The organism is Cryobacterium sp. M15 (assembly GCF_002929675.1).
GTDB lineage: Bacteria > Actinomycetota > Actinomycetes > Actinomycetales > Microbacteriaceae > Cryobacterium > Cryobacterium lyxosi.
On the sequence record NZ_PJJW01000035.1, the window covers coordinates 127,239 to 149,027 of the forward strand.

Sequence of the window (21,789 nt, forward strand, 5' to 3'; positions counted from 1 at the left end):
CGGCGCTCAACCCCAAACGCCCCGCACCGTAAAGTGCGAGGCGCTACCCGAGAGGTCCAGCCGGGGACCCGGCGAGAACGGTCGCTAGGCGATGGTGAACGTGATGGTCGACACGTAGGGGTTGACGGCGGTGACGCCGACCGCGCCCGAGAAGTTGGAGCGGAAGGTGTTGGCCGGGACGCTCAGGTCGAAGGTCGGGGCGAGGGTGAAGGTGCCCTTGCCGAGGGTCGTGGTGTAGACCAGAGACTGGGCGACATTGCTGACGGTGACGGCCCCGACTGTCGGCGCCGCGTCGGAACCGGTGCCGGCGGTGATGGTGCCCGGCGTGATGACAAGGTTGGAGGCCGGCAGGGTGCGGGCGGTCGTGTCGACGGTACCTGCTGCGCTGACGAAGTCGGTAGCGCTGGCCGACAAAGACCAGGCGCTGTTCGTGCCGCGAGCGTTGGTGATGGTCCACAGGGGCGCGGTTCCGGTGGATGCCTGCGCGTTGACTCCGTCGAGAACGACAGCGCTCATCGCGTTGGGCGCGGTCGGGTCGGCGGTAAGGCTGCCGCCGCTGATGGTCGCGTTTACGGTGTCAGTGTCGGCCTGGGCCGGGGAGAGAGCCACACTGAACAGGATGCCGGTGGCGACGATGATTCCGGCGGTCTTGGTGAGAGTGCGCATGGTGTGTCCTCTGGGTTGCTACTGGTGGCGCGAGCACGCCAAATAGCGTGTCCACGAAAGTGTGGGAGAAACGGATATCGCAGGCGGTGAACCGAACTCGTTATCCGTTGTAAACGAGTTCCGGTGGCGATGAATCAATCCTCACACGGGGGCCGCGCAAATTGGTGGTTCGTCGCGCAGGGTTGAATCAGCGTTAGCTCAAGGTTGGCGCAATGCCCAGGATGGGGCTTAGCACAGGCCGCGAGGCTCTACGAAATGGTGAAAGTGAGAACCGTCACGTAGGGGTTCATCGGAGAGTTTTCGATGGCGCCCGAGTAGTTCGACCGGTACGCGTTGGAGGGAATAATCAGGCTGTACGTCGGCGTCAGCAGGTAGGTGCCCCGGTGTGGGCCGGTTGTAGCAACCAGGGTCTGCGGGCTGGTCGACAGCGCAAGCGTCGGTGCCGTGATATCGGTCGCGGCATCGGTATTGGGGCCGGTACTGATGGTGCCAGGGGCTATGCTCAGGTTGTTCACGGGAAGGACTCGGTCTTGGGTTTCGACCGTGCCGGCGGCGCTGGTCGGCGTGGTGGCGCTCACCGAGAGGGTCCACGCAGCTCCGGTGCCGCGCGCATCGATGATGGTCCACAGGCTCGAGACACCCGTGGCGAGCTGCGGTTGGGTGCCGAGAAGGGTCACCGCTGAAAGCGTCGCGCCCGCGGTGGTCGCGGTGAGGTCACCGACGGTTGGCGCGGGACTGGTGAAACTCGCCGTGCCCACGCTGACGGCGCCGTTGGCGGTTAGCGCGCGTCCGAGGTAGCTGACGCCGGGTCCGATCGAGATCGCCGCCATGCCGATGATCGTTCCGGTAAACGCGGATGCCGCCCCCAGCGACACAGCCCCGGCCACCTGCCAATAGACCCGCGACGCTTGTGCCCCGTTGGTCAGTACGACGCTGCTGCCGGCACCCGTGTTGAAGGCGGCATTCACTTGGATGATGAAGATGGCGTTCGGGTTGCCCTGTCCATCGAGGGTGAGCGTGGTACTGATGGCGAGGGCGGCAGCAGCCTTATAGACCCCGGAGGTGAGTGTGCGGCCAGCCAGATCGCCGATAATGGTGCCGCTCGCTGGCCTCGCCGCGGCATCCTTGTACGCTGCAGCGAGGTCGACCTGTGCAGCGGCCGCGGCAGCATCGCCGCCGTGGATGGTGCCGGTGACTACGTCGGGCGGAAACCCGGTGACCGACGTTCCCGGGCTTACGCCGATGTCCCCCTCGAACGACGAGTCTCCGGTGTTGGCGACCGAGGTGGTCGCGAGGATCGCGTAGGTGCTCGCGCGTCCGAGATCGACCTCCGGATCCGTCGTGAATGTGTTGCTGCCAAGCGTGACGGACCCGTTGCGGGTGAGGGCTCGGCCGGTAAAACTCGAATTGGTGCCCACGTTGATGGCGTCCTGGCCGAGAATAATGCCGGAGATCGACGACGATGAACCGATCTGCACCACGCCATCGACCTGCCAGAACACCCGGGACGGCTGCGCGCCATTGATCAGGCGTACGCTGCTACCAGCGCTCGTGGTGAGGGTGCTGTCGAGCTGGAAGATGAAGACGGCGTTCGGGTTGCCCTGCCCGTTCAGGGTCACCGACGAGCTGAGAGTCAGAGCGCCAGGTGCGGCGTAGACGCCGGCTTTGTAGGTTTGACCACCCAGATTGCCGCTCAGCGCGGTGGTGGGCTGGCGGGCGCTGGCCTCGTCGATGGCGGACTGCAGATCGAGCTGGGCTTGGGCGCTCTCGGCCGTTCCTCGTTGAGTGCTACCGGTGACCAGGCCGGGCGGGAAGCCGGTCACGCCCGTGCCCGGGCTCACTCCGAGGTTACCGCTGAGGGTCGTTCCTCCGGAATTCAGAACGGATATCCCGGCCAGTACCGAATAACTGCCGGCAGTGCGCAGGTTGAGCGGTGGTTCGGTCATGAAGATGTTTCTGGCCATCGTGATGGCACCGCTTGTGGTCAATGCTCGGCCGATGAACGTCGTGCCAGCCCCGATGGATATAGCGCCGAATCCGAGTACGTTTCCGCTGAACGAGGAGGCCGTGCCGAGTGTTACCGCGCCGACAACCTGCCAAAACACGTTCGAAGCCTGGGCGCCGTTGGCGAGCACGATGCTGCTGGCCGCCGCAGTGTCGAACGCCGCGTCGATTTGAAAGATGAACACTGCGGTGGGGTCATTCTGGGCGTCGAGGGTGAGGGTAGTACTCACGGTGAGGGCGGCGTTGGATTTATAGACGCCAGCGGTGAGAGTGCGGCCGGCGAGATCTCCGGAGAGGGTGCCGGTTGGCCCGCGGCCCGCAGCATCAGAGTAGGCCTGGGCGAGGTCGACCTGGGCTGCCATCGCGTGGCCGTCGCCCGCGTGGATGTTGCCGGCTAAGATTCCGGGCGGAAACCCGGTGATCGCTGTACCAGGGCTGGTTCCGGCATTGCCGCTCAGTGCGGTGTTGCCGGTGCTCGCAATGGCGTCGGTGGCGAGCACGGAGTAGCTGCCAGCCGTTTTGAGGTCAACCGATGCTGTGGCGGCCTGCGCCGGAGGCTGTGACTCGAGCAAGCCGGAGAGCAGCAGCAGAATCGTGAGCGCCGGGAGGGCGATGAGGTGTGTTCGGCGACCTCCGGCGCGTAGTGAGCGTCGACGGAGTGAAGGGGCGGCGGTCATCGCCGTGGTCGACGCAGGGGTGCGTCGGTGTCTGAATCTGCGGGATCGGCAGTGTTTTTCCCTGCGTGGTCTCCCAGGTCGTTCGAAGCGGCGGGCACGGCCCTTGCAACCTGGGCGAGCGCGCGACGCGCGCGTCCTACGAACAGGGTCACGCGCCAGACGGCGAACGTGATCGCCAGCACGAGCAGCAGAATGATGCCGATGATCCACCACGGCACGTAGTTGAAGGAGGCGCTGATCTGCTGGGTACCGGCGTCGGAAACCAGCTGGGCGTCGGCACTGCCGAGTTGGATGAACGCAGCCTGGGGCAGCGTCGCCTCGAGGTTGAGGGTGGAACCGGGGAGGATGCTCTCTGGCGCCCCGAATTGCAGCTCGGTCGTGGCGCCGATCACGCTGTTCAGGCTCAGTCCGGCGGTGGGATAAAGGATGGTGTTGCCGGTGTTCTGGATGGGGAGGGTGAACGTTACCGCGTCGCCGGAGCGCTCCCAGCTCAGGGCGCCGTGGTTGAGCTGGGTCGTCGCGGTACCGGCCACGGTGAGGTAAATCCGCACGCCTTGACGCTGGATCACATCCAGTCGCAGTGCCGCATCGCCGTCGGACGTAGTCGTATCACCCTGGATGGGCGGGCTCTGGATGATGATCCCGCCGGCATAGTCACCGGGCGTGGCGGTCAGGGGAACGCTTAGCCGAAACGGCACGGTGAGGTCGGAGTCCGCCGGGATGGTGATCGAATCGGCACCGAGGGTGACCCAACTGCCCACCGCCGTCTGCGCGTCGGCCTGCGCGGCAAGGGCGAAGGCGCCTTGCTCAGTGCTCTGCCCGTCGACCGCGTAGTTCAGAAGCGTGACTGGGGCATCCGTGTGGTTGCTGACGATCGCGTTGGCCTCGGTTGCGGCACCGGGTGCGAGATTGATGTGAAAGAAGTCTGATTCTAGTTCTGGGCGGATGCCGAGGGTTCCGTCGTCGATAGCGACCGCCGGCGCAGCAACGACGAGGGTTGTCAGAACCGGGGCCAGCACTGCGACGGTCACGAGGAGCGCGAGGCGGAGCAGCAGCCGGGTGCGCGCAGTCCAGAGGTTCGACGAAGATGCGGCCGGAGCGGCGTTCGTTGGGCGACGTTCTGTGGTGGAGCGGGGTGGCATGGGGTGGACCTTTTTTGGTTTCGGGCTTGACCCCTGAAAGAGGTGATACCGCCATCCTCACACGGGGACTGGCGCTAGTGGCGAGCGAGTGAGTCAGTATTGCCTCAAGATTGGCGCAGGACCGCGTCAGGCGATCGTGAAGGTCAGAATCGAGACGAAGGGATTCACCACGGATCCGTCGATCACGCCCGAAAAATTCGATCGGTAAGCGTTGGGCGGAACGCTCAGGCTGAACTCGGGCGTCAGGGTAAACGTGCCTTTGCCGAGGGTGCTGGTCCAGACCAGGGCCTGCGGCCGGCCGGAGACAGCGACGGGCTCGGTCGTGGGAGCAGCATCGGCACCCTCCCTGGAGAGGGCGGTGACGATTCCGGGCGTGATGGTCAGGTTCTCCACGGCAACGGTGCGCTCGATGGTGTCGAGCGTGCCCGGCGCGCTCGTGAAGTCAGTGGCACTCACCGACAGGCTCCACGCTGCGCTGGAGCCGCGACCGTTCGTGATGGTCCATTGGGCGGGGCTGCCGACCGAGGTGTGGCCCGAGCGCCCATCCAGAACGACGGGGGTCATCTGGGATGGTGCAGAGACGACGGCCGAGAGTGCTCCGCCGAGAATCGCCGAGCTGATCGTGTCGGAGGAGGTGTCGGCGCTCGCTGATGGCGAGAGAACGACAACCAGCCCGACGGCCAGAACGATACCCGTCAATCCGATCAGACCAAGCTCGGTGCGACCTGCCACAAAAATCCCCTTAGAGATGCCGACGGTTTCGGCACTGACTGACACCTATCGGTACCGACGACCCGAGTCGCAGGACCTTCATACTAACAACTTCACCCCGGCATGGATACCAATACCCGAATACCCACAAAATAAAAAAGGCCGCCTCTCCGAAGAGAGACGGCCCGACGATGATTGCGGCGGCCTAGTGCGTGCGGAAGCGCTGAACGATCGGGCAATCGAACGGGTCTCGAGCGGCGAGACCGACCCTGTTGAGGTAGGCGATGACGATGCCGTAGCTCTCGAAGACGCCTGTCTCGGTGTATTTCACGTCGTGGGAGAGACAGTACTCCTTGGCGATCTCCTGGGCCTTACGCAGGTGGGGACGGGCCATGTTCGGAAACAGGTGGTGCTCGATCTGGTAATTGAGACCGCCCATGTAGTGGTCGATGAAGGTGCCTCCGCGAATGTTACGGCTGGTCAGCACCTGGCGGCGCAGAAAGTCGACCTTGCTTTCGGCCGGTAGCTGCGGCATGCCCTTGTGGTTCGGAGCGAAAGACGCCCCCATGTAGACGCCGAATACCGCCATCTGCACCCCGACGAAGGCGAACGCCATGCCGAGCGGTAGGAAGTAGAAGATGACGGCGAAGTAGGCGATGATGCGCGTCACGAGCATCGTGATCTCAACCCAGCGCTCGCTGACCTTGTTCTTGCCGAAGACGGTTTTGAAGCCCTGGATGTGCAGATTGATGCCTTCGAACATCAATAGCGGGAAGAAGAAGTAGCCCTGCTTGCGAGTGATGATGGCACCGAGCCGGCTGACTTTCTTGGCGTCTTCTTCCCGGAAGACGATGAAGTCTGGTTCGATGTCGGGGTCTTTGCCAATGACGTTCGGCTGGGCGTGGTGACGGCTGTGCTTGGTCATCCACCAGGCGTAGCTGATGCCGACGAAGAGGTTGGCGAGAACGCGGCCCGCTCGGTCGTTGGCTTTGCCGGAGGTGAAGACTGCGCGGTGTGAGGCTTCGTGGGCGAGGAAAGCGAACTGGGTGAAGATGAGGCCCAGCGCGGCGGCGATGATCAACTGGTACCAGGTGTCTCCCAGCAGCACGAATCCGACGGCAGCGCCGAGGGTGGCGGCCACGAGAATAGAGAAAACCAGCCAGTAGAAACCGGTGCGGCGGCCGAGAAGGCCGAGATTGCGCACGGTGTGCAGGAGCGCTGAATATTCTGTGGTGGGGTTTTTCGTGTCTCCACCCGGCCGGGTCCTAATGATGCGGACCGAGGGTGCGGCTAGTGCTTCCGACATGAGGCCTTCCTGAGCTTAGAATTCTCAGCGTTCGGGACTTCTCAGCCGGGAAGTGAGCAATTACTCGTGGAGCAGATAGCGGCCAGTCTACGGTCGCGAACTCCCCGTTCGCTCACAATTCACACGTTTTTCTCAGTCATTATATGCCAAAAATGGAATGTATCTGACCGATCTATCGCCAACCCGGCATCCAAATGTGGAGTTGCCAAAACGCGAAGGAAGTCTGCATTCCGGTCCAAACCGGGAAGAAAAATGCCGTAACCAGCAGCGCAACGCCCAGCCCCACGGCCACCGCGGTGACGGCGCCCGCCTGCGGTTGGGGGTCATATTCCGGCACCTGCGTATGTGCTGAATGCCTGCGTCGTGACCGCGCCTGGTCGGGAATTCGCTTGAGGAGCAGCCCGATGACGAAGGTGAGGCCAAGCAGAAGGTATGGCTCGAAGGCGATCGTGTAGAACTGGAAGACCGTGCGGTTCAAATACATCAGCCACGGCAGATAACCGGCGATCATGCCCATCAGGATGAAGCCGACCCGCCACTCGCGATACCGGGCGAGTCGGTAGACGAGGTAGAACACGGCCACCGTGGCGGCCCACCAGATCAGCGGGTTGCCGACGGAGGTGATGGCCTCAGAGCAGGTCTGAAACTGACAGCCGAATTCCCCCGAGTCCACGCCTCGGTAATACATGCTGGTTGGCCGAATCATGAACAGCCAGGTGAGTGGGTTCGCCTGATACGGATGCGGTGTGGCCAGCCCCACGTGATAGGTGTAGGCAGCGGCCTGGTAGTGCCAGAAGCTTTGGAGCGTGTGCGGCACCCACGCCAGTGGTCCGGTCCAGGCGGCGCCCACCCCGTCAGCCCAATCGCGGTAGTAACCGCCCCGGGTGACAAACCAGCCGGTCCAGGAGATTAAGAACGTGGCGCCGGCGATGGGAACGAGAGTCAGAAACGTGGCGGGGGCCTGTTTGAGGATGGCAGCACTGAGCCAGAATGAGACGCCGTTGCGACGCCGGGCCAGGGCGTCGACGACGACGAGATAGATGCCGAACGCGGCGAGAAAATACAGGCCTGACCACTTCACCGAACTGGTCAGTCCAAAAGCGAGGCCGGCAGAGAGCAACCACGGCCGCCACCACAGTGCGGGACCCCAGCCGGGGTTGTTTCGACCCGCGAGCCGGGTCGCGAGACGCGTCGCGTGCCAGTCACGGTCCATCAACACGGCGCCGAAACCGAGAAGGGCGAAGAACATCACGAAATTATCGAGTAACGCCACGCGGCTCATGACGATGGCATGCCCGTCGATGGCGAGTAGAAAACCGGCGACCAATGCGAGTAATCGCGACTGGAACAGTTTCTGCGCCACGAGCATGATGAGCACAACCGCGAGTACCCCAACCACGACCGTCGCCAGTCGCCAGCCCCAGGGATTGCCCGGGCCGAGCAGATTCATGCCGAGCGCGATCAGCCACTTGCCGAGCGGCGGATGCACTACAAAAGAGGGATCCGACGTGTAGATGTCGGTCTGCCCGGCTTCAAACAGCGGGTTGGCGTCAATCGGCCACGTCGATTCGTAGCCGTTGTTGAACAGGCTCCAGGCGTCCTTCACATAGAAGGTTTCGTCGAACACGAGCGCGTGTGGCAGGCCGAGGTTCCACAAACGCAACGCAGCGGCCAGCAGTACTACGGCGAGGTGGCTGCCCCAGCGAACCCATCGACTAGTAGCGAGCACGTCACCATCGTACAGAGCGAGCGAAGAACGAATGTTCGGCTGGTGCTGCGAGAATTGCAGCATGATCATCCTTGCTGCCACCCCGATCGGAAACCTCGGCGACGCTTCCCGGCGCCTCATCGAGACCCTGAGTACGATCACCATCGTGGCGGCCGAGGACACTCGCGTCACCGTGCACCTGCTCAAGGCCCTCGGAATCGAAAATCGGCCAAGACTCATTGCCTTGCACGACCACAACGAACGCGGCAAGGCAGCCGAACTCGTCGAACTGGCCCGCGATGTCGACATTCTGGTGCTCAGCGACGCCGGCATGCCCACCGTTTCTGACCCGGGTTTTCACTTAGTGGATGCCGCGGCCGCGGCTGGCGTGCAGGTCACGGCCCTGCCGGGACCCTCGGCTGTACTGACCGCCCTTGCCGTCTCGGGGCTTCCGACGGACCGGTTCACCTTCGAGGGGTTTCTGCCGCGCAAGCACGGCGAGCGGGTCAAACTGCTGCGCGAGCTCGCTGCTGAACGTCGCACCATGGTGTTCTTTGAATCGCCCAACCGGCTCGCCGACTCACTGACCGATCTGGCCGCAACGCTCGGCGCTGACCGCCGAGTCGTGGTGTGCCGGGAATTGACCAAGTTCTTCGAAGAGGTCAAACGGGGCTCGGCGAGCGAACTGGCCGAGTGGGCGGCTGAGGGGGTGCGCGGCGAAATCTGTATCGTCGTTGCGGGCGCCGAAGTGCGGGTTTTGGACCTAGCCACGGGGGTAGCGGAGGTGCTGCAGCTGGTGGCCGGCGGCATCCGTTTGAAAGACGCTGCGGCTGACGTGTCGGCCGCCAGCGGGCTCGGCAAGCGTGAACTCTACGAGCACGCCCTGCAGGCCAGGACGGGCGCGCCGCTGCCGAAACCCGACCGTTCGGCCTTTCCGCTCGGCTGATCCGACACCCCCGGGCGTAACCGGGCCAGACCATAAGCGCTCGCCGCATAAGATGAACGCATGTCCGCAGGTTCTTTCTACATCACCACGCCCATTTTCTACGTGAATGATGTGCCGCACATCGGGCACGCCTACACGGAGGTTGCGGCCGACGTTCTCGCGCGCTGGCACCGGCAGTCGGGTGATGACGCCTGGCTGCTCACCGGCACCGACGAACACGGCCAGAAGATTCTGCGCACGGCGATCGCCAACGGCGTCACGCCCAAGGAATGGGCCGACCGTTTGGTTGAAACGGCCTGGAAGCCGCTGCTGGAGACCGTCAATATCAATAACGACGACTTCATCCGCACGACTGACGAACGCCACGAGGTGAACGCGCAGAAGTTTCTCCAGCACCTGCACGATGAGGGTCACATCTACACCGGCGAGTATGAGGGGTACTACTGCGTCGGTTGCGAAGAGTACAAGCAGGCCACCGACCTCGTCGACGGCACCGGTGAGTACGTCGGCCAGCCGGTCTGCGCGATCCACTCGAAGCCGGTCGAGCTGCTGCACGAGAAGAACTACTTCTTCAAGATGAGCGCCTTCGCTGACCGGTTGCTTGCTTTGTACGAAGAGAACCCCAATTTCGTGCAGCCGGAGGCGGCGCGAAATGAGGTCATGTCCTTTGTCAAGCGCGGCCTTTCCGACCTGTCGATCTCCCGCTCGAGCTTTGACTGGGGCATCAAGGTGCCCTGGGACCAATCACACGTCGTCTACGTCTGGTTCGACGCTCTGCTGAACTACATCACCGCGGCCGGTTACGGTCAAAACGATGAGGAGTTCGCGAGCCGCTGGCCAGCCACGCACATCGTCGGCAAGGACATTCTGCGCTTTCATGCCGTCATCTGGCCGGCCATGCTCATGGCCGCCGGCATCGAGGTGCCCAAGCAGGTCTTCGGCCACGGCTGGCTACTGGTCGGCGGCGAGAAGATGAGCAAGTCCAAGCTCACCGGAATCGCCCCGAGCCAAATCACCGACACGTTCGGCTCCGACGCCTTTCGTTATTACTTCATGCGCGCCATCAGCTTCGGCCAGGACGGCTCGTTCAGCTGGGAAGACCTCTCGGCCCGGTACCAGTCCGAGCTCGCCAACGGCTTCGGTAACCTCGCCTCCCGCGTGATCGCCATGGTGGTGCGCTACTGCGACGGCATCGTGCCCGTCGGCGGCGAGCTTTTGGCCGCCGACCTCGCGATCGCGGCCACCGAAAAGCGGGTGACGGATGCCGCTGGTGCCTTCATCGAGACCCTCGCCATCCACGACGCCCTGGCCAGCGTGTGGGAACTCGTCGATGAGCTCAACGGCTACATCACCCTGCAGGAGCCGTGGGCGCTTGCCAAGAGCTCCGAAACGCGAGCGCGACTGGAAACAGTGCTGCACACCGCCGTACGCGGCCTCGGTACCCTCACCGTGCTGCTCTCGCCGGTCATTCCCATCGCCACCGCCAAACTGTGGACCGCTCTCGGCGGCGACGGCGCCCTCGCAGACCAGCGCGTCGATCGGGCCTGGGAGTGGGCAGGCGGCACTGTGGTGAGCCCGCTCGAACCACTGTTCCCGCGCATTGAATCGATCGTGGAGCCAACCGATGGCTAACGACTCGCTGGTCGGGCTCGACGGAGGCGTCGATGGCTACGGCAGCGCTATTCGTCGCCGCGAGAACACCGCGGGCCGCGACCTGAGCTACCCGCCGCTGCCGGAGCCGCTCACGATACCCGTCTACGACAACCACACCCATCTCGAGATCGCCGACGGCGAGTATCCGCTCAGCTACCGGGAACAACTCGACCGGGCCTCGAGCGTTGGCGTTCGCGGTGTCATCCAGGTCGGCGGCGACGTCGAAACCTCACGCTGGTCGGCCGCCGCTGCACTGAACGAACCGCGCATGCTCGCCGCCGTCGCGATCCACCCCAACGAGGCGCCTGCTCTTGAAGAAGCCGGCGCCCTCGACGACGCCATCGCCGCGATCGACGAACTCGCCGGACAGCCGCGCGTGGTCGCCGTCGGCGAGACCGGGCTCGACTTCTTTCGGACTCCCGAAGCGGGTCGCGCCGCCCAGTTTCGCTCCTTTGAGGCGCATATTCGCATCGCCAAGAAGAACAACCTCGCGCTGCAGATCCACGACCGCGATGCCCACGAGGCTGTGATCGAAACGCTGCTGCGGGTCGGCGCTCCCGAACGAACCGTCTTTCACTGCTTCTCTGGCGACGCCGACATGGCCCGAATCTGTGCCGCGCGAGGCTGGTACATGTCCTTTGCCGGTAATGTCACGTTCAAAAACGCCGACAACTTGCGAGCCGCCCTGTCCGCCGCCCCGCGCAACCTGCTGCTGGTCGAAACGGATGCTCCGTTCCTCACCCCGCTGCCCTACCGCGGCCGCCCCAATGCGCCGTACCTGCTGCCCAACACGCTGCGCGGCATGGCCGCTCACCTTGAAACGGATGTCTCCCTGCTCTCCGCTCAAATCACCGCCAACACGGAGCTGGTCTACGGTCGCTGGGATGCGGAGCCGGTCACCGCGGCCCACGATGTTCCGCGCCCAGACCAGGCCCCCCCTGGACGTCTCGCATGACCGACGGAACCGCTGAGGAGGCGAAACCCGTCAAGACCCTTCTCGGACCCGCCGAGATTCGCGACCTCGCCGAGATGCTCGGCGTCAATCCGACCAAGAAGCTCGGCCAGAACTTCGTCATCGACGGCAATACTGTGCGGCGCATCGTGAAGGTCGCCGCCGTCGCACCCGGTGACACCGTCATCGAGGTCGGCCCCGGCCTCGGCTCGCTCACGCTCGGCATGCTCGAGATCGGTGCGAGCGTCGTCGCCGTCGAAATCGACGACCGCCTGGCCGAGCAGTTGCCACTGACCGTCGAACTCATGCAGCCGGACGCCCAGCTCACCGTCATTCGCGCCGACGCCCTGAAGATCACCGAGCTGCCCGGCGACCCCACCCGGCTCGTCGCCAACCTGCCCTATAACGTCTCGGTACCGGTGCTGCTCTACCTGCTCGAACACTTCTCGTCGATCCGAGCCGGTGTCGTCATGGTGCAGGCCGAGGTCGGCGAACGTCTCGCCGCCCCGCCCGGCAACAAGATCTATGGAAGCCCGAGCGTCAAAGCCGCCTGGTACGGCGACTTCCGCACCGCCGGCAAGGTGAGCCGTCAGGTATTCTGGCCGGTTCCGAACGTTGATTCGATCCTGATCGCCTTCGAACGCCGCGCGGCACCGCTGGAATCCGAAGAACTGCGCCTCAAGACCTTCGCGCTCGTCGACGCGGCTTTTCAGCAGCGACGCAAGATGCTGCGGCAATCCCTGTCGGTCGTTCTCGGGGACTCGGCGGCGGCGGCCGCCGTGATGAGCGCGGCGGGTATCGACCCGACGACGCGGGGAGAGCAGCTCACCGTTCATGACTTTCTCGCTATCGCCCGGGTCTGGCCCGAGAACTAGAAAACAGTTCTATCTTCGGCTGCCGTGTTTTCTGCGGGAAAGTCGCGCGGCGAACACCCGTTTCACTGGTGCGTCAGCGTCTGGCCTGGCCGCCGACATAGCGCGGGCTCAGGCGGCAGCACCGGCGTAGCTGGTACTGCCGCGTCGCTAGCGCCTGAGCGGCTGGGCTAAGTTAAAAGCATGACCACGTCCGCCGGTACCACCGTTGTGCACGCGCGGGCCCCCGGCAAAGTCAACGTCTTCCTCAAGGTCGGCGCCGTAATGGAAGACGGTTACCACGACCTCGCGACCGCCTACCAGGCCGTTTCGCTGTTCGAAGAGGTCAGGGCCAGCCCGGCCTCCGACTTCTCCGTCGAGTTCAGCGGCAGCATCGATACTTCCGGCCTCGCCGTCGGCGGCACCAACCTGGTTATCAAGGCAGCTCGGGCCCTCGCCCGCAAGGCCGGCTACCGCGGCGGCGTGCACCTCGAGGTTGAAAAGAACGTTCCGATCGCCGGAGGAATGGGCGGCGGCTCGGCCGATGCCGCAGCTACCCTGCTCGCCTGCGACGCCCTCTGGGGCACCAACGCCAGCAAAGACGAACTCCTCGCCATTGCCACCACGCTCGGCGCCGACGTACCGTTCTCGTTCACCGGCGGCACCGCCATCGGTACCGGCCGGGGCGACCAGCTCAGTCCGGCGCTGGCCAAGGGCAAGTTTCAGTGGGTACTCGCCCTCGCCGACTTTGGAATGTCGACTCCCGGGGTGTACCACGAGCTCGACCGGCACCGCGACCGCCACGCCCAGGACATCTTTCCGGCGGAGCACCAGCCCAGTGTCGACGCGAACGTGCTGCAGGCGTTGCGAGCAGGCGACCCGCATATGCTCGCCGACGTGCTGCACAACGATCTGCAGGCCCCCGCGCTGCACCTCGTCCCGGGCCTCGGCAAGGTGCTACAGCTTGGCGAAGAAAACGGCGCCCTCGCCGGTATCCTCTCGGGTTCAGGCCCGACCGTGGCTTTTTTGGTAGCGGATGCTGACAGCGCGCTCGAATTGCAGGTCGCGCTCTCGGCCAGCCGCTTGCGCGTCGTGCGCGCCACCGGCCCGGTGCACGGCGCCCGCCTCATCAACGACTAGCCTTCTCCGGGCATAACTCCTGCAATCTGCCGGACAGGGGCGAAACGTCCGCGTCATTCCGGGGGAGCTACGAAGCACGGTGGCAAATTGCAGGAGTTGTGCTCGCTGATCCGGGGGCTGCGGCCGTGCCGTAAACTTGGAGGCTATGGCACATCTTCTCGGGGCTGAGTCCCTGCACCTCGAATTTCCCACCCGCGTCATCTTCGACAGCGTCACTGCCGGCCTCAACGAGGGCGACCGCATCGGCGTCGTCGGCAAGAACGGCGACGGCAAGTCAACCCTCATGCGCCTGCTGGCCGGCCGTATGGAACCCGATGAGGGACGGGTCACCCGGCGTCGCGGTGTCACGATCGGCATGCTGGACCAGTCCGATGACCTCGCCTCGGGCCAGACCGTCGGCCACACCATCGTCGGCGGCATCGAGGAACACGTCTGGGCGGGCGACGCCAAGGTGCGCGACGTCATCGGCGGCCTGGTGCGCGACATTCCGTGGGACGCCCTCGTCGACGACCTCTCCGGTGGCCAGCGCCGCCGGGTGGCCTTGGCTGCCGTACTCATCGGCGACTACGACGTGATCTTTCTGGACGAGCCCACCAACCACCTCGACGTAGAGGGCATTTCCTGGCTCGCCGGCCACCTCAAGACCCGTTGGGCCGCGCAGAGCGGCGGGCTCGTGGTCGTCACCCACGACCGGTGGTTCCTCGACGAGGTCTGCAACATCACCTGGGAGGTGCACGACCGCCTCATCGAGCCCTTCGAGGGTGGCTACGCCGCCTACATCCTGCAGCGTGTGGAGCGTGACCGCATGAGTTCCGTCGTCGAATCCAAGCGCCAGAACCTCATGAAGAAGGAACTGGCCTGGCTGCGCCGCGGCGCCCCGGCCCGCACCGCGAAGCCGAAGTTCCGCATCGATGCCGCGAACGTACTGATCGAAAACGAGCCGCCGCCCCGCGACACCGTCTCGATGCAGTCCATGGCCATGCAGCGCCTCGGCAAGGACGTCGTCGACCTCATCGACATCGGCGTGAAGTTCGGTGAGAAGACCGTTCTCAATGACATCACCTGGCGCATCGCGCCAGGGGAGCGCACCGGCATCATGGGCGTCAACGGTGCCGGCAAGTCCACCCTGCTCAACCTGGTCGCCGGCACCCTGCAGCCTACGACCGGCCACGTGAAGCGCGGCAAGACCATCAAGGTCGCCGTGCTCACGCAGCAATTGTTCGAACTCGATGAGATTCGCAATGACCGCGTCAGCGACGTCATCGGCCGGCAGAAGACGAGCTACATGGCCGGTGGCAAGGAGATCACGCCGGGGCAGATGCTCGAACGTATGGGCTTTCTCAGCGCCCAGCTGACCACCCAGGTCAAGGACCTCTCGGGTGGTCAGAAGCGTCGCCTGCAGCTGCTGCTGATCGTGCTCGACGAACCCAACGTGCTCATTCTCGACGAGCCCACCAACGATCTCGACACCGACATGCTCGCCGCGATGGAAGACCTGCTCGATTCCTTTCCCGGCACCCTGCTGGTTGTCTCGCACGACCGGTATCTCATCGAGCGCGTCACCGACAACCAGTACGCGGTCATGGACGGCGGTTTTCGCCACCTGCCCGGCGGCGTCGACCAATATCTCGAGGTGCGCCGCAAGGCCGTCTCCGGCCCGGCCTCCGGAACCCCCGCGGATGCCGCCGGCGCGAACAAGAAGATCCCCACCCTCGGCGGCGCTGAACTGCGCAACGCCCAGAAGGAGCTCGGATCGATCGACCGCAAGGTGGTCAAGCTGCAGGAGCGCATCGCCCAGAAGCATGAGAAGCTCGCCGCCCAAGACCAGTCTGATTTTGCCGGTCTCAGCGAGCTCGGCGTGAAGCTGACCGAACTCGAAGAGACCATCGCCACGCTCGAAACGCGCTGGGTCGAACTTACTGAGCTGATCGAGGGCTAGCGTCGCAGAAGCTGTGACGCAGTGTGTCGGAGTCGGCCACGCGTCGCAGCTTCGGCACGTATCGTTGGGAGGGTAGCCGCGCAGCCGCGGTACCCAGCTCATGGAGAGCGCAGCCCCCTGGTTATACCGGTCGTTGTTGTGTGCCCGGGAGCGACCACACCCCAGATCGTCCGAAGGAATCATTGTGAAGAAGAAACTGCTCGCCGCCCTCGCCGTCGTACCTCTCGTGGCTTTGTTGGCCGGCTGCGCCGGAGCCGCCTCTGAGGGTCCCGCCACCGGCACCGACGGTGACGCTATCAAGATCGGCGTCGTCGGCGCCAGTGACCCGTACTGGGCCGTGTACACCGAGGCCGCCGCAGCCGAGGGCATCGAGGTCGAGATCGTTGACTTCGCGGCGTACCCGCAGGTGAACCCGGCCCTCGCCGCCGGGGAAGTCGACCTCAACCAGTTCCAGCACATCGTCTACCTGGCCGAGTACAACGAGGCAAGCGCTGAGAACCTCGCTCCGATTGGCGCCACGGCCATCTACCCAATTGCGCTGTACTCCTCCGAATACGGCAACGTCGACGACATCGTGGCGGGCGACACCGTTGCCGTGCCCGACGACGACAGCAACCAGGCCCGCGCGCTCGTGCTGCTGCAGTCCAATGGACTCATCGAGTTGACCGACGGTGGCACCATCTACTCCAGCATCGCTGACGTCGACGAGAAGGCCTCCAAGGTCACGGTCACGGCTCTCGAGGCCTCGCTGACCGCGAGCTCGCTGCCGGACGTCGCCGCCGCGGTCATCAACAACGACTTCGCCGAGAAGGCCGGACTCAAGTTCGAGGATGCCATCGCCACCGATGATGCGGCCGACCCCAAGGCCCTGCCCTACGCGAACATCTTTGCCGCACGCGACGCGGACAAGAACAACAAGACCCTTTTGAAGCTGATCGAGATTTACCAGACCACTCAGAAAGTACAGGACGGCGTCATGGCCGTCTCCGGCGACACCGCCGTCATGTTGACGACCCCGGTAGCCGACCTCGTTGAATCCCTCGCCAAAATTCAGGCCGAGATCCAGGCCGCAGAGTAAGCATCCACTGTAGAAAGATACGGAGTACGAACAGCGCAGTCCGGGGAGTACGAGCTCCGGACTGCGCTGTTGTGTCCGGCGGTACCCGAACGAAATGAGCGAGGCAAACGGATGGCTGTAGTCAGTCTGCGAAATGTGGGCAAGGTATACCCGCCCACGACCAAAGGTGGTGCGGGCGTCACGGCCATTGACGACGTCAGTCTCGACGTGGAGGCCGGAGACATCTACGGGATCATCGGATATTCCGGTGCCGGTAAGAGCACTTTGGTGCGACTCGTGAATGCTCTCGAACATTCAACGAGCGGCGAGATCATCGTGAACGGGCAGAACATCGCCGTGCTGTCGGAGCGCGCCCTGCGCAAGGTACGCCTCGGCATCGGCATGATTTTTCAGCAGTTCAACCTGCTCGGCTCTCGCACCGTGGCCCGCAACGTGGCCTACCCGCTCGAAGTAGCCGGGTATCCCAAAGAGCAGCGCGCCGCCCGGGTGGCCGAACTGCTCGACTTCGTGGGCCTCTCCGATAAGGCCGGGTCGTTTCCCGACCAGCTCTCCGGCGGCCAGAAGCAGCGAGTGGGCATCGCCCGTGCCCTCGCGACCCAGCCGAGCATCCTGCTCGCTGACGAAGCCACGAGCGCCCTCGATCCGGAAACCACGCACGAGGTCCTCGCGCTGCTGAAACGGGTGAATGCGGAATTCGGGGTCACCATCATCGTGATCACCCACGAAATGGACGTCATCCAGACCATCGCGACCAAGGTCGCCGTGATGGACCAGGGCCGCGTCATCGAGCGCGGACCGGTCTTTGACGTGTTCTCGAATCCGCAAGCCGCGGCATCCGCTCGATTCGTCGCGACCGTGGTCAAGGGGGTGCCGTCTGCGGCCGAGCTCGCCGTGCTGCGCGCACGGCATTCCGGTCGCATCGTCACGCTCGCCTTTCGCGACAGCGCCGTCGACCAGGGTGCCGTCTTCGGCGAACTGGCTCGGGCAGGCATCGCTTTCGAGGTCGTCTACGGGGGAATCAACGAGATCCAGGGGAGACCGTTCGGGCATCTCACCCTCGCCCTCACAGCCGCCGATCGGGTGATCGACACCGTACTTGCCCACATTCGAACGCTCACGACCGTCACGGAGGTGCGCTGACATGGATGCACTCATCGACCTGCTGCCCGAACTGTGGACGGCGACGTACGAGACCCTGTATATCGTCGCGATGACCCTGTTCTTCGGTGGCCTCGGCGGACTACTGGTCGGTCTCGGGCTCTACCTGACCCGAGCCGGCAGCATCCTGGAGAACAAGCCGTTGTTCTTCGTGCTCAATCTGCTGGTCAATTTCATTCGCCCGATTCCGTTCATCATCTTTCTGGCCGCGGCGCAACCGCTGGCCCGGGCCGTCACCGGCAGCGGCATCGGCAACAACGCGATCATCTTCACGATCGCTCTGGCAGCATCCTTTGCCATGGCTCGCATCGTGGAACAGAACCTGCTCACCGTGACGCCCGGCGTGATCGATGCCTCGCGCAGTGTCGGTGCAGGGCCGATTCGGATCATCTTCACGGTATTGCTGCCCGAGGCGCTCGGGCCGCTGATTCTCGGCTACACGTTCATCTTTGTCGCGCTGGTGGATATGTCGGCCGTTGCCGGTTATGTCGGTGGCGGGGGCCTCGGTAACTTCGCGCTGCTCTACGGCTACCGTCAGTTCAACCCCATCGTGACCTGGGCGGCCGTGCTGCTGATCATCGTGCTGGTGCAGTTCGTGCAGTTCTTCGGCAACTACCTCGCGCGTAAGGCTCTTCGCCGGTAGCGGTAGCGGTGGCAGTAACTAGTCGAAGTCGAGGCTGAGCTTTCGCAGCAGGCCGGCCAGCCGGTCCTGATCGGTCACCGAGAGGGTGTCGAGCAGCTCGGCTTCGGCGTCGACGAGCCGGGTGATGGCGGCATCCACGCGGGTCAGACCGGCCGGGGTCATGCCCACGAGGATGCCGCGGCCGTCGTTGGGCGCAGAGCGGCGCTTGACCAGATCGCGGTCGACGAGACGGTCGATGCGGTTCGTCATGGTGCCGCTGGAAACAAGTGTCTGCTGCAGAAGGGCTTTCGGGCTGAGCTCGTAAGGGGTGCCCGCGCGGCGCAGCGCCGAGAGCACATCGAACTCCCATGACGCGAGCTCGGAGCGGGAGAAGGCCGTGCGGCGGGCCCGGTCGAGATGCTTCGACAATCGAGCGACGCGGCTGAGGACCTGCAGCGGCGCAAAATCAAGATCGGGCCGTTCACGCAACCACGAATCGACGATTCGGTCGACTTCATCATGGCCAGGCATTGCTCCATTATCTCGCTTTTTCGGGGGTTTCTTCGCGCAGAAGCCCCGAGGGGGCGCCAGCGGCGCCGCGGACCGCCAGAATCTGGCAGACTTGACTGGTTGCTGGCTTCGGCTGGCATGGTCCGCCATAGTGTAACGGCAGCACGGCAACCTTTGGAGTTGTTCGGTCCAGGTTCGAATCCTGGTGGCGGAGCCCTCACTTTCTCTCCCGAATGCGTTAGGAAACCTGTGACAGACGCCCGCCTCGCCATCATCGTGTTGGCCGCCGGCCAGGGGACCCGCATGAAGTCCAGCCTGCCGAAGCTGCTGCATCCGCTCGCCGGAGTGCCCATCGTCAGCCACGTGCTGGCCACCGCGCGCGCCCTCGACGCCGCGCATGTCGTGACCGTTGTGCGGCACGAACGTGACCTGCTCGCCGCCGTCGTGGCCGAAGACCTGCCGGAAAGTACCATCGTCGACCAGGATGAGATCCCCGGCACCGGCCGCGCCGTCGAACAGGCCGTCGCCGCGCTTCCGGCTGATTTCGACGGTGACGTGCTCGTCATCAACGGCGACGTGCCGCTGCTGAACGCTGCGACCCTCGTTTCGTTCATCGCCTCCCACCGCAAGGGCGCAGCGGCGGGAACCGTGCTGTCCGCCTACCCGGACGACGCGACCGGCTATGGGCGCATCATCCGCTCGGTCGAGGGTGCGTTCGACCGCATCGTCGAGCAAAAAGATGCGACGGATGCCGAACTGGCCGTCACCGAGATCAACGCGGGCGTCTACCTGTTCGGCCTGGCCGCGCTGCGCGTGCAGTTGGCGCAGCTGACCACCGCGAACGCGCAGGGTGAGAAATACCTCACCGATGTGATCGAACTGCTGCGCCGGGCCGGCTCCGAAGTGAGCGCCGTTCCCGTCGCCGACGCCTGGATCGTGGCCGGCATCAACGACCGTGCCCAGCTGGGCGACACCGCCCAGAAACTCAACGCCCTGATCGTGCGCGGCTGGCAGCTCGCCGGCGTGACCGTGCAAGACCCGGCCACCACCTGGATCGACCTGAAGGCCGTTCTCGCGACCGACGTCACGGTGCTGCCCGGCACCCAGATCATCGGGGCCACAGTGGTGGCCACTGGCGCCATCATCGGACCCGACACCACCCTGCGCGACTGCGAGATCGGCGAGGGCGCCCGCGTGAATCGCACTGACGCGACCCTCGCGGTGATCGAGGCGCGGGCGTCTGTCGGGCCATTCTCGTACCTGCGCCCGAACACCATACTCGGCGCCGACGGTAAAATCGGGGCTTTCGTCGAGACCAAGAACGCGCAGATCGGCGCCGGCAGCAAGGTGCCCCATCTGAGCTACGTGGGCGATGCCACGGTTGGCGTGGGGTCGAACATTGGTGCCGGAACAATCTTCGCCAACTATGACGGCGTGGCTAAACATCACTCGGAGATCGGGTCGCACGTGCGCACCGGGTCGCACAACGTGTTCGTCGCGCCGATTACAATTGGGGACGGGGCGTACACGGGGGCTGGCACTGTCGTTCGCAAGAGCGTTCCGGCCGGCGCACTGGCCATCAACGTGGCCCCGCAACGCAACATGGACGGCTGGGTTCACGTCAACCGTCCGGGCACAGCCGCGGATACAGCGGCGGCAGCGAGCCTGCGCCCCACAAGCAGCGAAAAGACTGGAGAATAAGTGTCGGAAATTAAGTCCAGCGGCGACAAACGACTCGTACTGGTTTCGGGGCGAGCGCATCCGCAGCTCGCTCTCGACATTGCCACGGAGCTTGGTTCAGAGCTGCTCCACACCGATGCACGCACCTTCGCCAATGGCGAACTGTATGCCCGGTTCGACGAGAGCGTGCGCGGCTCGGATGCGTTCGTCATCCAGTCCCACACCGCGCCGATCAACGAGTGGCTGATGGAACAGCTCATCATGGTCGACGCGCTCAAGCGGGCTTCCGCCAAGCGCATCACCGTCGTCGCACCGTTCTACCCCTACGCCCGGCAGGACAAGAAAGGTAGGGGTCGCGAGCCGATCTCGGCCCGCCTGGTCGCCGACCTGTTCAAGGTCGCCGGCGCCGATCGCATCATGTCGATCGACTTGCACGCCGCCCAGATCCAGGGCTTCTTCGACGGTCCCGTCGACCACCTGTTCGCCATGCCGGTGCTCTTGGAGCACTTTCGCGAGAAGCTCGACCCGGCCACCCTCACCGTGGTTTCGCCCGACATGGGCCGCGTGCGCGTCGCCGACATCTGGAGTGACCGGCTCGGTGTGCCGCTCGCTATCATCCACAAGCGACGAGACCCGCTCGTTCCCAACCAGGTCTCCGTGCACGAGATCGTCGGCCAGGTGAGTGGTCGCGTCTGCCTCATTGTTGACGACATGATCGATACCGGTCGCACCATTGCCCTGGCCGCCGAGGCCCTGCGCGAGGCTGGCGCCATCGGCGTCGTCGTCGCCGCCACCCACGCCGTGTTCAGCGACCCGGCCGTAGACATGCTGCAGAACCCGGCCATCAGCGCCGTCGTCGTCACCGACACGCTACCGATCCCGCCGGAGAAGCGCTTCCCAACCCTCACCGTGCTGCCGATCGCGCCATTGCTGGCTCGCGCTATCCACGAGGTCTTTGATGAAGGTTCGGTCACCTCGATGTTCGACGGTGCCGCATAGGGCCTAGCTCACGCGGCCACGTCCGCGGCTGAATTAGGGAGGCGGTG

General features: G+C 64.5%; 18 protein-coding genes and 1 tRNA gene. 12 read left to right on the forward strand and 7 right to left on the reverse strand.

All coding sequences use genetic code 11. The features are described from left to right. Positions 1-84 precede the first annotated feature (84 nt). From CXY83_RS07165 to CXY83_RS07190, 6 genes are all read right to left on the reverse strand, one after another. Positions 85-666: a WxL domain-containing protein gene (locus tag CXY83_RS07165; protein ID WP_104196687.1), complete on the reverse strand. Its 582-nt coding sequence runs from the start codon at positions 664-666 to the stop codon at positions 85-87. Between the two features lie 248 nt (positions 667-914). Continuing rightward, entirely contained in the window at positions 915-3,347 is a 2,433-nt protein-coding gene (locus CXY83_RS07170; RefSeq protein ID WP_104196688.1) for an ice-binding family protein, read from the reverse strand. Next, positions 3,344-4,489 (reverse strand): WxL protein peptidoglycan domain-containing protein, encoded by a 1,146-nt coding sequence (locus CXY83_RS07175; protein ID WP_104196689.1) that lies wholly within the window; start codon positions 4,487-4,489, stop codon positions 3,344-3,346. The genes CXY83_RS07170 and CXY83_RS07175 overlap by 4 nt, the downstream gene beginning before the upstream one ends. A gap of 126 nt (positions 4,490-4,615) precedes the next feature. Further along, on the reverse strand, positions 4,616-5,221 hold the full coding sequence (locus tag CXY83_RS07180; RefSeq protein WP_146069880.1) for a hypothetical protein: 606 nt from the start codon (positions 5,219-5,221) through the stop codon (positions 4,616-4,618). 184 nt (positions 5,222-5,405) lie between these two features. Continuing rightward, complete coding sequence (locus CXY83_RS07185) at positions 5,406-6,506, reverse strand: acyl-CoA desaturase (protein ID WP_104196691.1); 1,101 nt, start codon at positions 6,504-6,506, stop codon at positions 5,406-5,408. Between the two features lie 172 nt (positions 6,507-6,678). Next, positions 6,679-8,298 (reverse strand): dolichyl-phosphate-mannose--protein mannosyltransferase, encoded by a 1,620-nt coding sequence (locus CXY83_RS07190; RefSeq protein WP_233200663.1) that lies wholly within the window; start codon positions 8,296-8,298, stop codon positions 6,679-6,681. Here CXY83_RS07190 and rsmI point away from each other — a divergent pair. From rsmI to CXY83_RS07235, 9 genes are all read left to right on the forward strand, one after another. Continuing rightward, entirely contained in the window at positions 8,297-9,160 is an 864-nt protein-coding gene (rsmI, locus tag CXY83_RS07195; protein WP_104196753.1) for a 16S rRNA (cytidine(1402)-2'-O)-methyltransferase, read from the forward strand. The genes CXY83_RS07190 and rsmI overlap by 2 nt on opposite strands. Positions 9,161-9,220: 60 nt before the next feature. Next, positions 9,221-10,792, forward strand: a complete 1,572-nt coding sequence (gene metG / locus CXY83_RS07200; RefSeq protein WP_104196693.1) for a methionine--tRNA ligase — start codon at positions 9,221-9,223, stop codon at positions 10,790-10,792. Further along, a complete protein-coding gene (locus CXY83_RS07205; RefSeq protein WP_104196694.1) occupies positions 10,785-11,768 on the forward strand; it encodes a TatD family hydrolase in 984 nt (327 codons plus the stop codon). Before metG ends, CXY83_RS07205 begins: the two co-directional genes overlap by 8 nt. Further along, the gene (gene rsmA, locus CXY83_RS07210; RefSeq protein WP_104196695.1) at positions 11,765-12,640 is read left to right on the forward strand and encodes a 16S rRNA (adenine(1518)-N(6)/adenine(1519)-N(6))-dimethyltransferase RsmA; all 876 of its coding nucleotides are present in this window, start codon (positions 11,765-11,767) and stop codon (positions 12,638-12,640) included. The genes CXY83_RS07205 and rsmA overlap by 4 nt, the downstream gene beginning before the upstream one ends. 180 nt (positions 12,641-12,820) lie before the next feature. Beyond that, a complete protein-coding gene (locus CXY83_RS07215) occupies positions 12,821-13,756 on the forward strand; it encodes a 4-(cytidine 5'-diphospho)-2-C-methyl-D-erythritol kinase (RefSeq protein ID WP_104196696.1) in 936 nt (311 codons plus the stop codon). A 145-nt stretch (positions 13,757-13,901) separates the two neighbouring features. Next, complete coding sequence (locus CXY83_RS07220) at positions 13,902-15,695, forward strand: ABC-F family ATP-binding cassette domain-containing protein (RefSeq protein WP_104196697.1); 1,794 nt, start codon at positions 13,902-13,904, stop codon at positions 15,693-15,695. A gap of 184 nt (positions 15,696-15,879) precedes the next feature. Then, positions 15,880-16,773, forward strand: a complete 894-nt coding sequence (locus CXY83_RS07225; RefSeq protein WP_233200664.1) for a MetQ/NlpA family ABC transporter substrate-binding protein — start codon at positions 15,880-15,882, stop codon at positions 16,771-16,773. A 111-nt stretch (positions 16,774-16,884) separates the two neighbouring features. After that, positions 16,885-17,913: a methionine ABC transporter ATP-binding protein gene (locus CXY83_RS07230; protein WP_104196699.1), complete on the forward strand. Its 1,029-nt coding sequence runs from the start codon at positions 16,885-16,887 to the stop codon at positions 17,911-17,913. Position 17,914: 1 nt separating this feature from the next. Beyond that, the gene (locus tag CXY83_RS07235) at positions 17,915-18,574 is read left to right on the forward strand and encodes a methionine ABC transporter permease (RefSeq protein WP_104196700.1); all 660 of its coding nucleotides are present in this window, start codon (positions 17,915-17,917) and stop codon (positions 18,572-18,574) included. An 18-nt stretch (positions 18,575-18,592) separates the two neighbouring features. Here CXY83_RS07235 and CXY83_RS07240 read toward each other — a convergent pair whose 3' ends face one another. After that, the gene (locus CXY83_RS07240; RefSeq protein WP_104126994.1) at positions 18,593-19,084 is read right to left on the reverse strand and encodes a MarR family winged helix-turn-helix transcriptional regulator; all 492 of its coding nucleotides are present in this window, start codon (positions 19,082-19,084) and stop codon (positions 18,593-18,595) included. Positions 19,085-19,205: 121 nt separating this feature from the next. Here CXY83_RS07240 and CXY83_RS07245 point away from each other — a divergent pair. The 3 genes from CXY83_RS07245 (at position 19,206) to CXY83_RS07255 (ending at position 21,742) form a co-directional block, all read left to right on the forward strand. Continuing rightward, positions 19,206-19,277: transfer RNA gene (locus CXY83_RS07245), tRNA-Gln, on the forward strand. Between the two features lie 35 nt (positions 19,278-19,312). Then, positions 19,313-20,764, forward strand: a complete 1,452-nt coding sequence (gene glmU, locus CXY83_RS07250) for a bifunctional UDP-N-acetylglucosamine diphosphorylase/glucosamine-1-phosphate N-acetyltransferase GlmU (protein ID WP_104196701.1) — start codon at positions 19,313-19,315, stop codon at positions 20,762-20,764. Further along, a complete protein-coding gene (locus CXY83_RS07255) occupies positions 20,765-21,742 on the forward strand; it encodes a ribose-phosphate diphosphokinase (RefSeq protein ID WP_104126992.1) in 978 nt (325 codons plus the stop codon). It abuts the gene before it with no gap. Positions 21,743-21,789 lie beyond the last annotated feature (47 nt).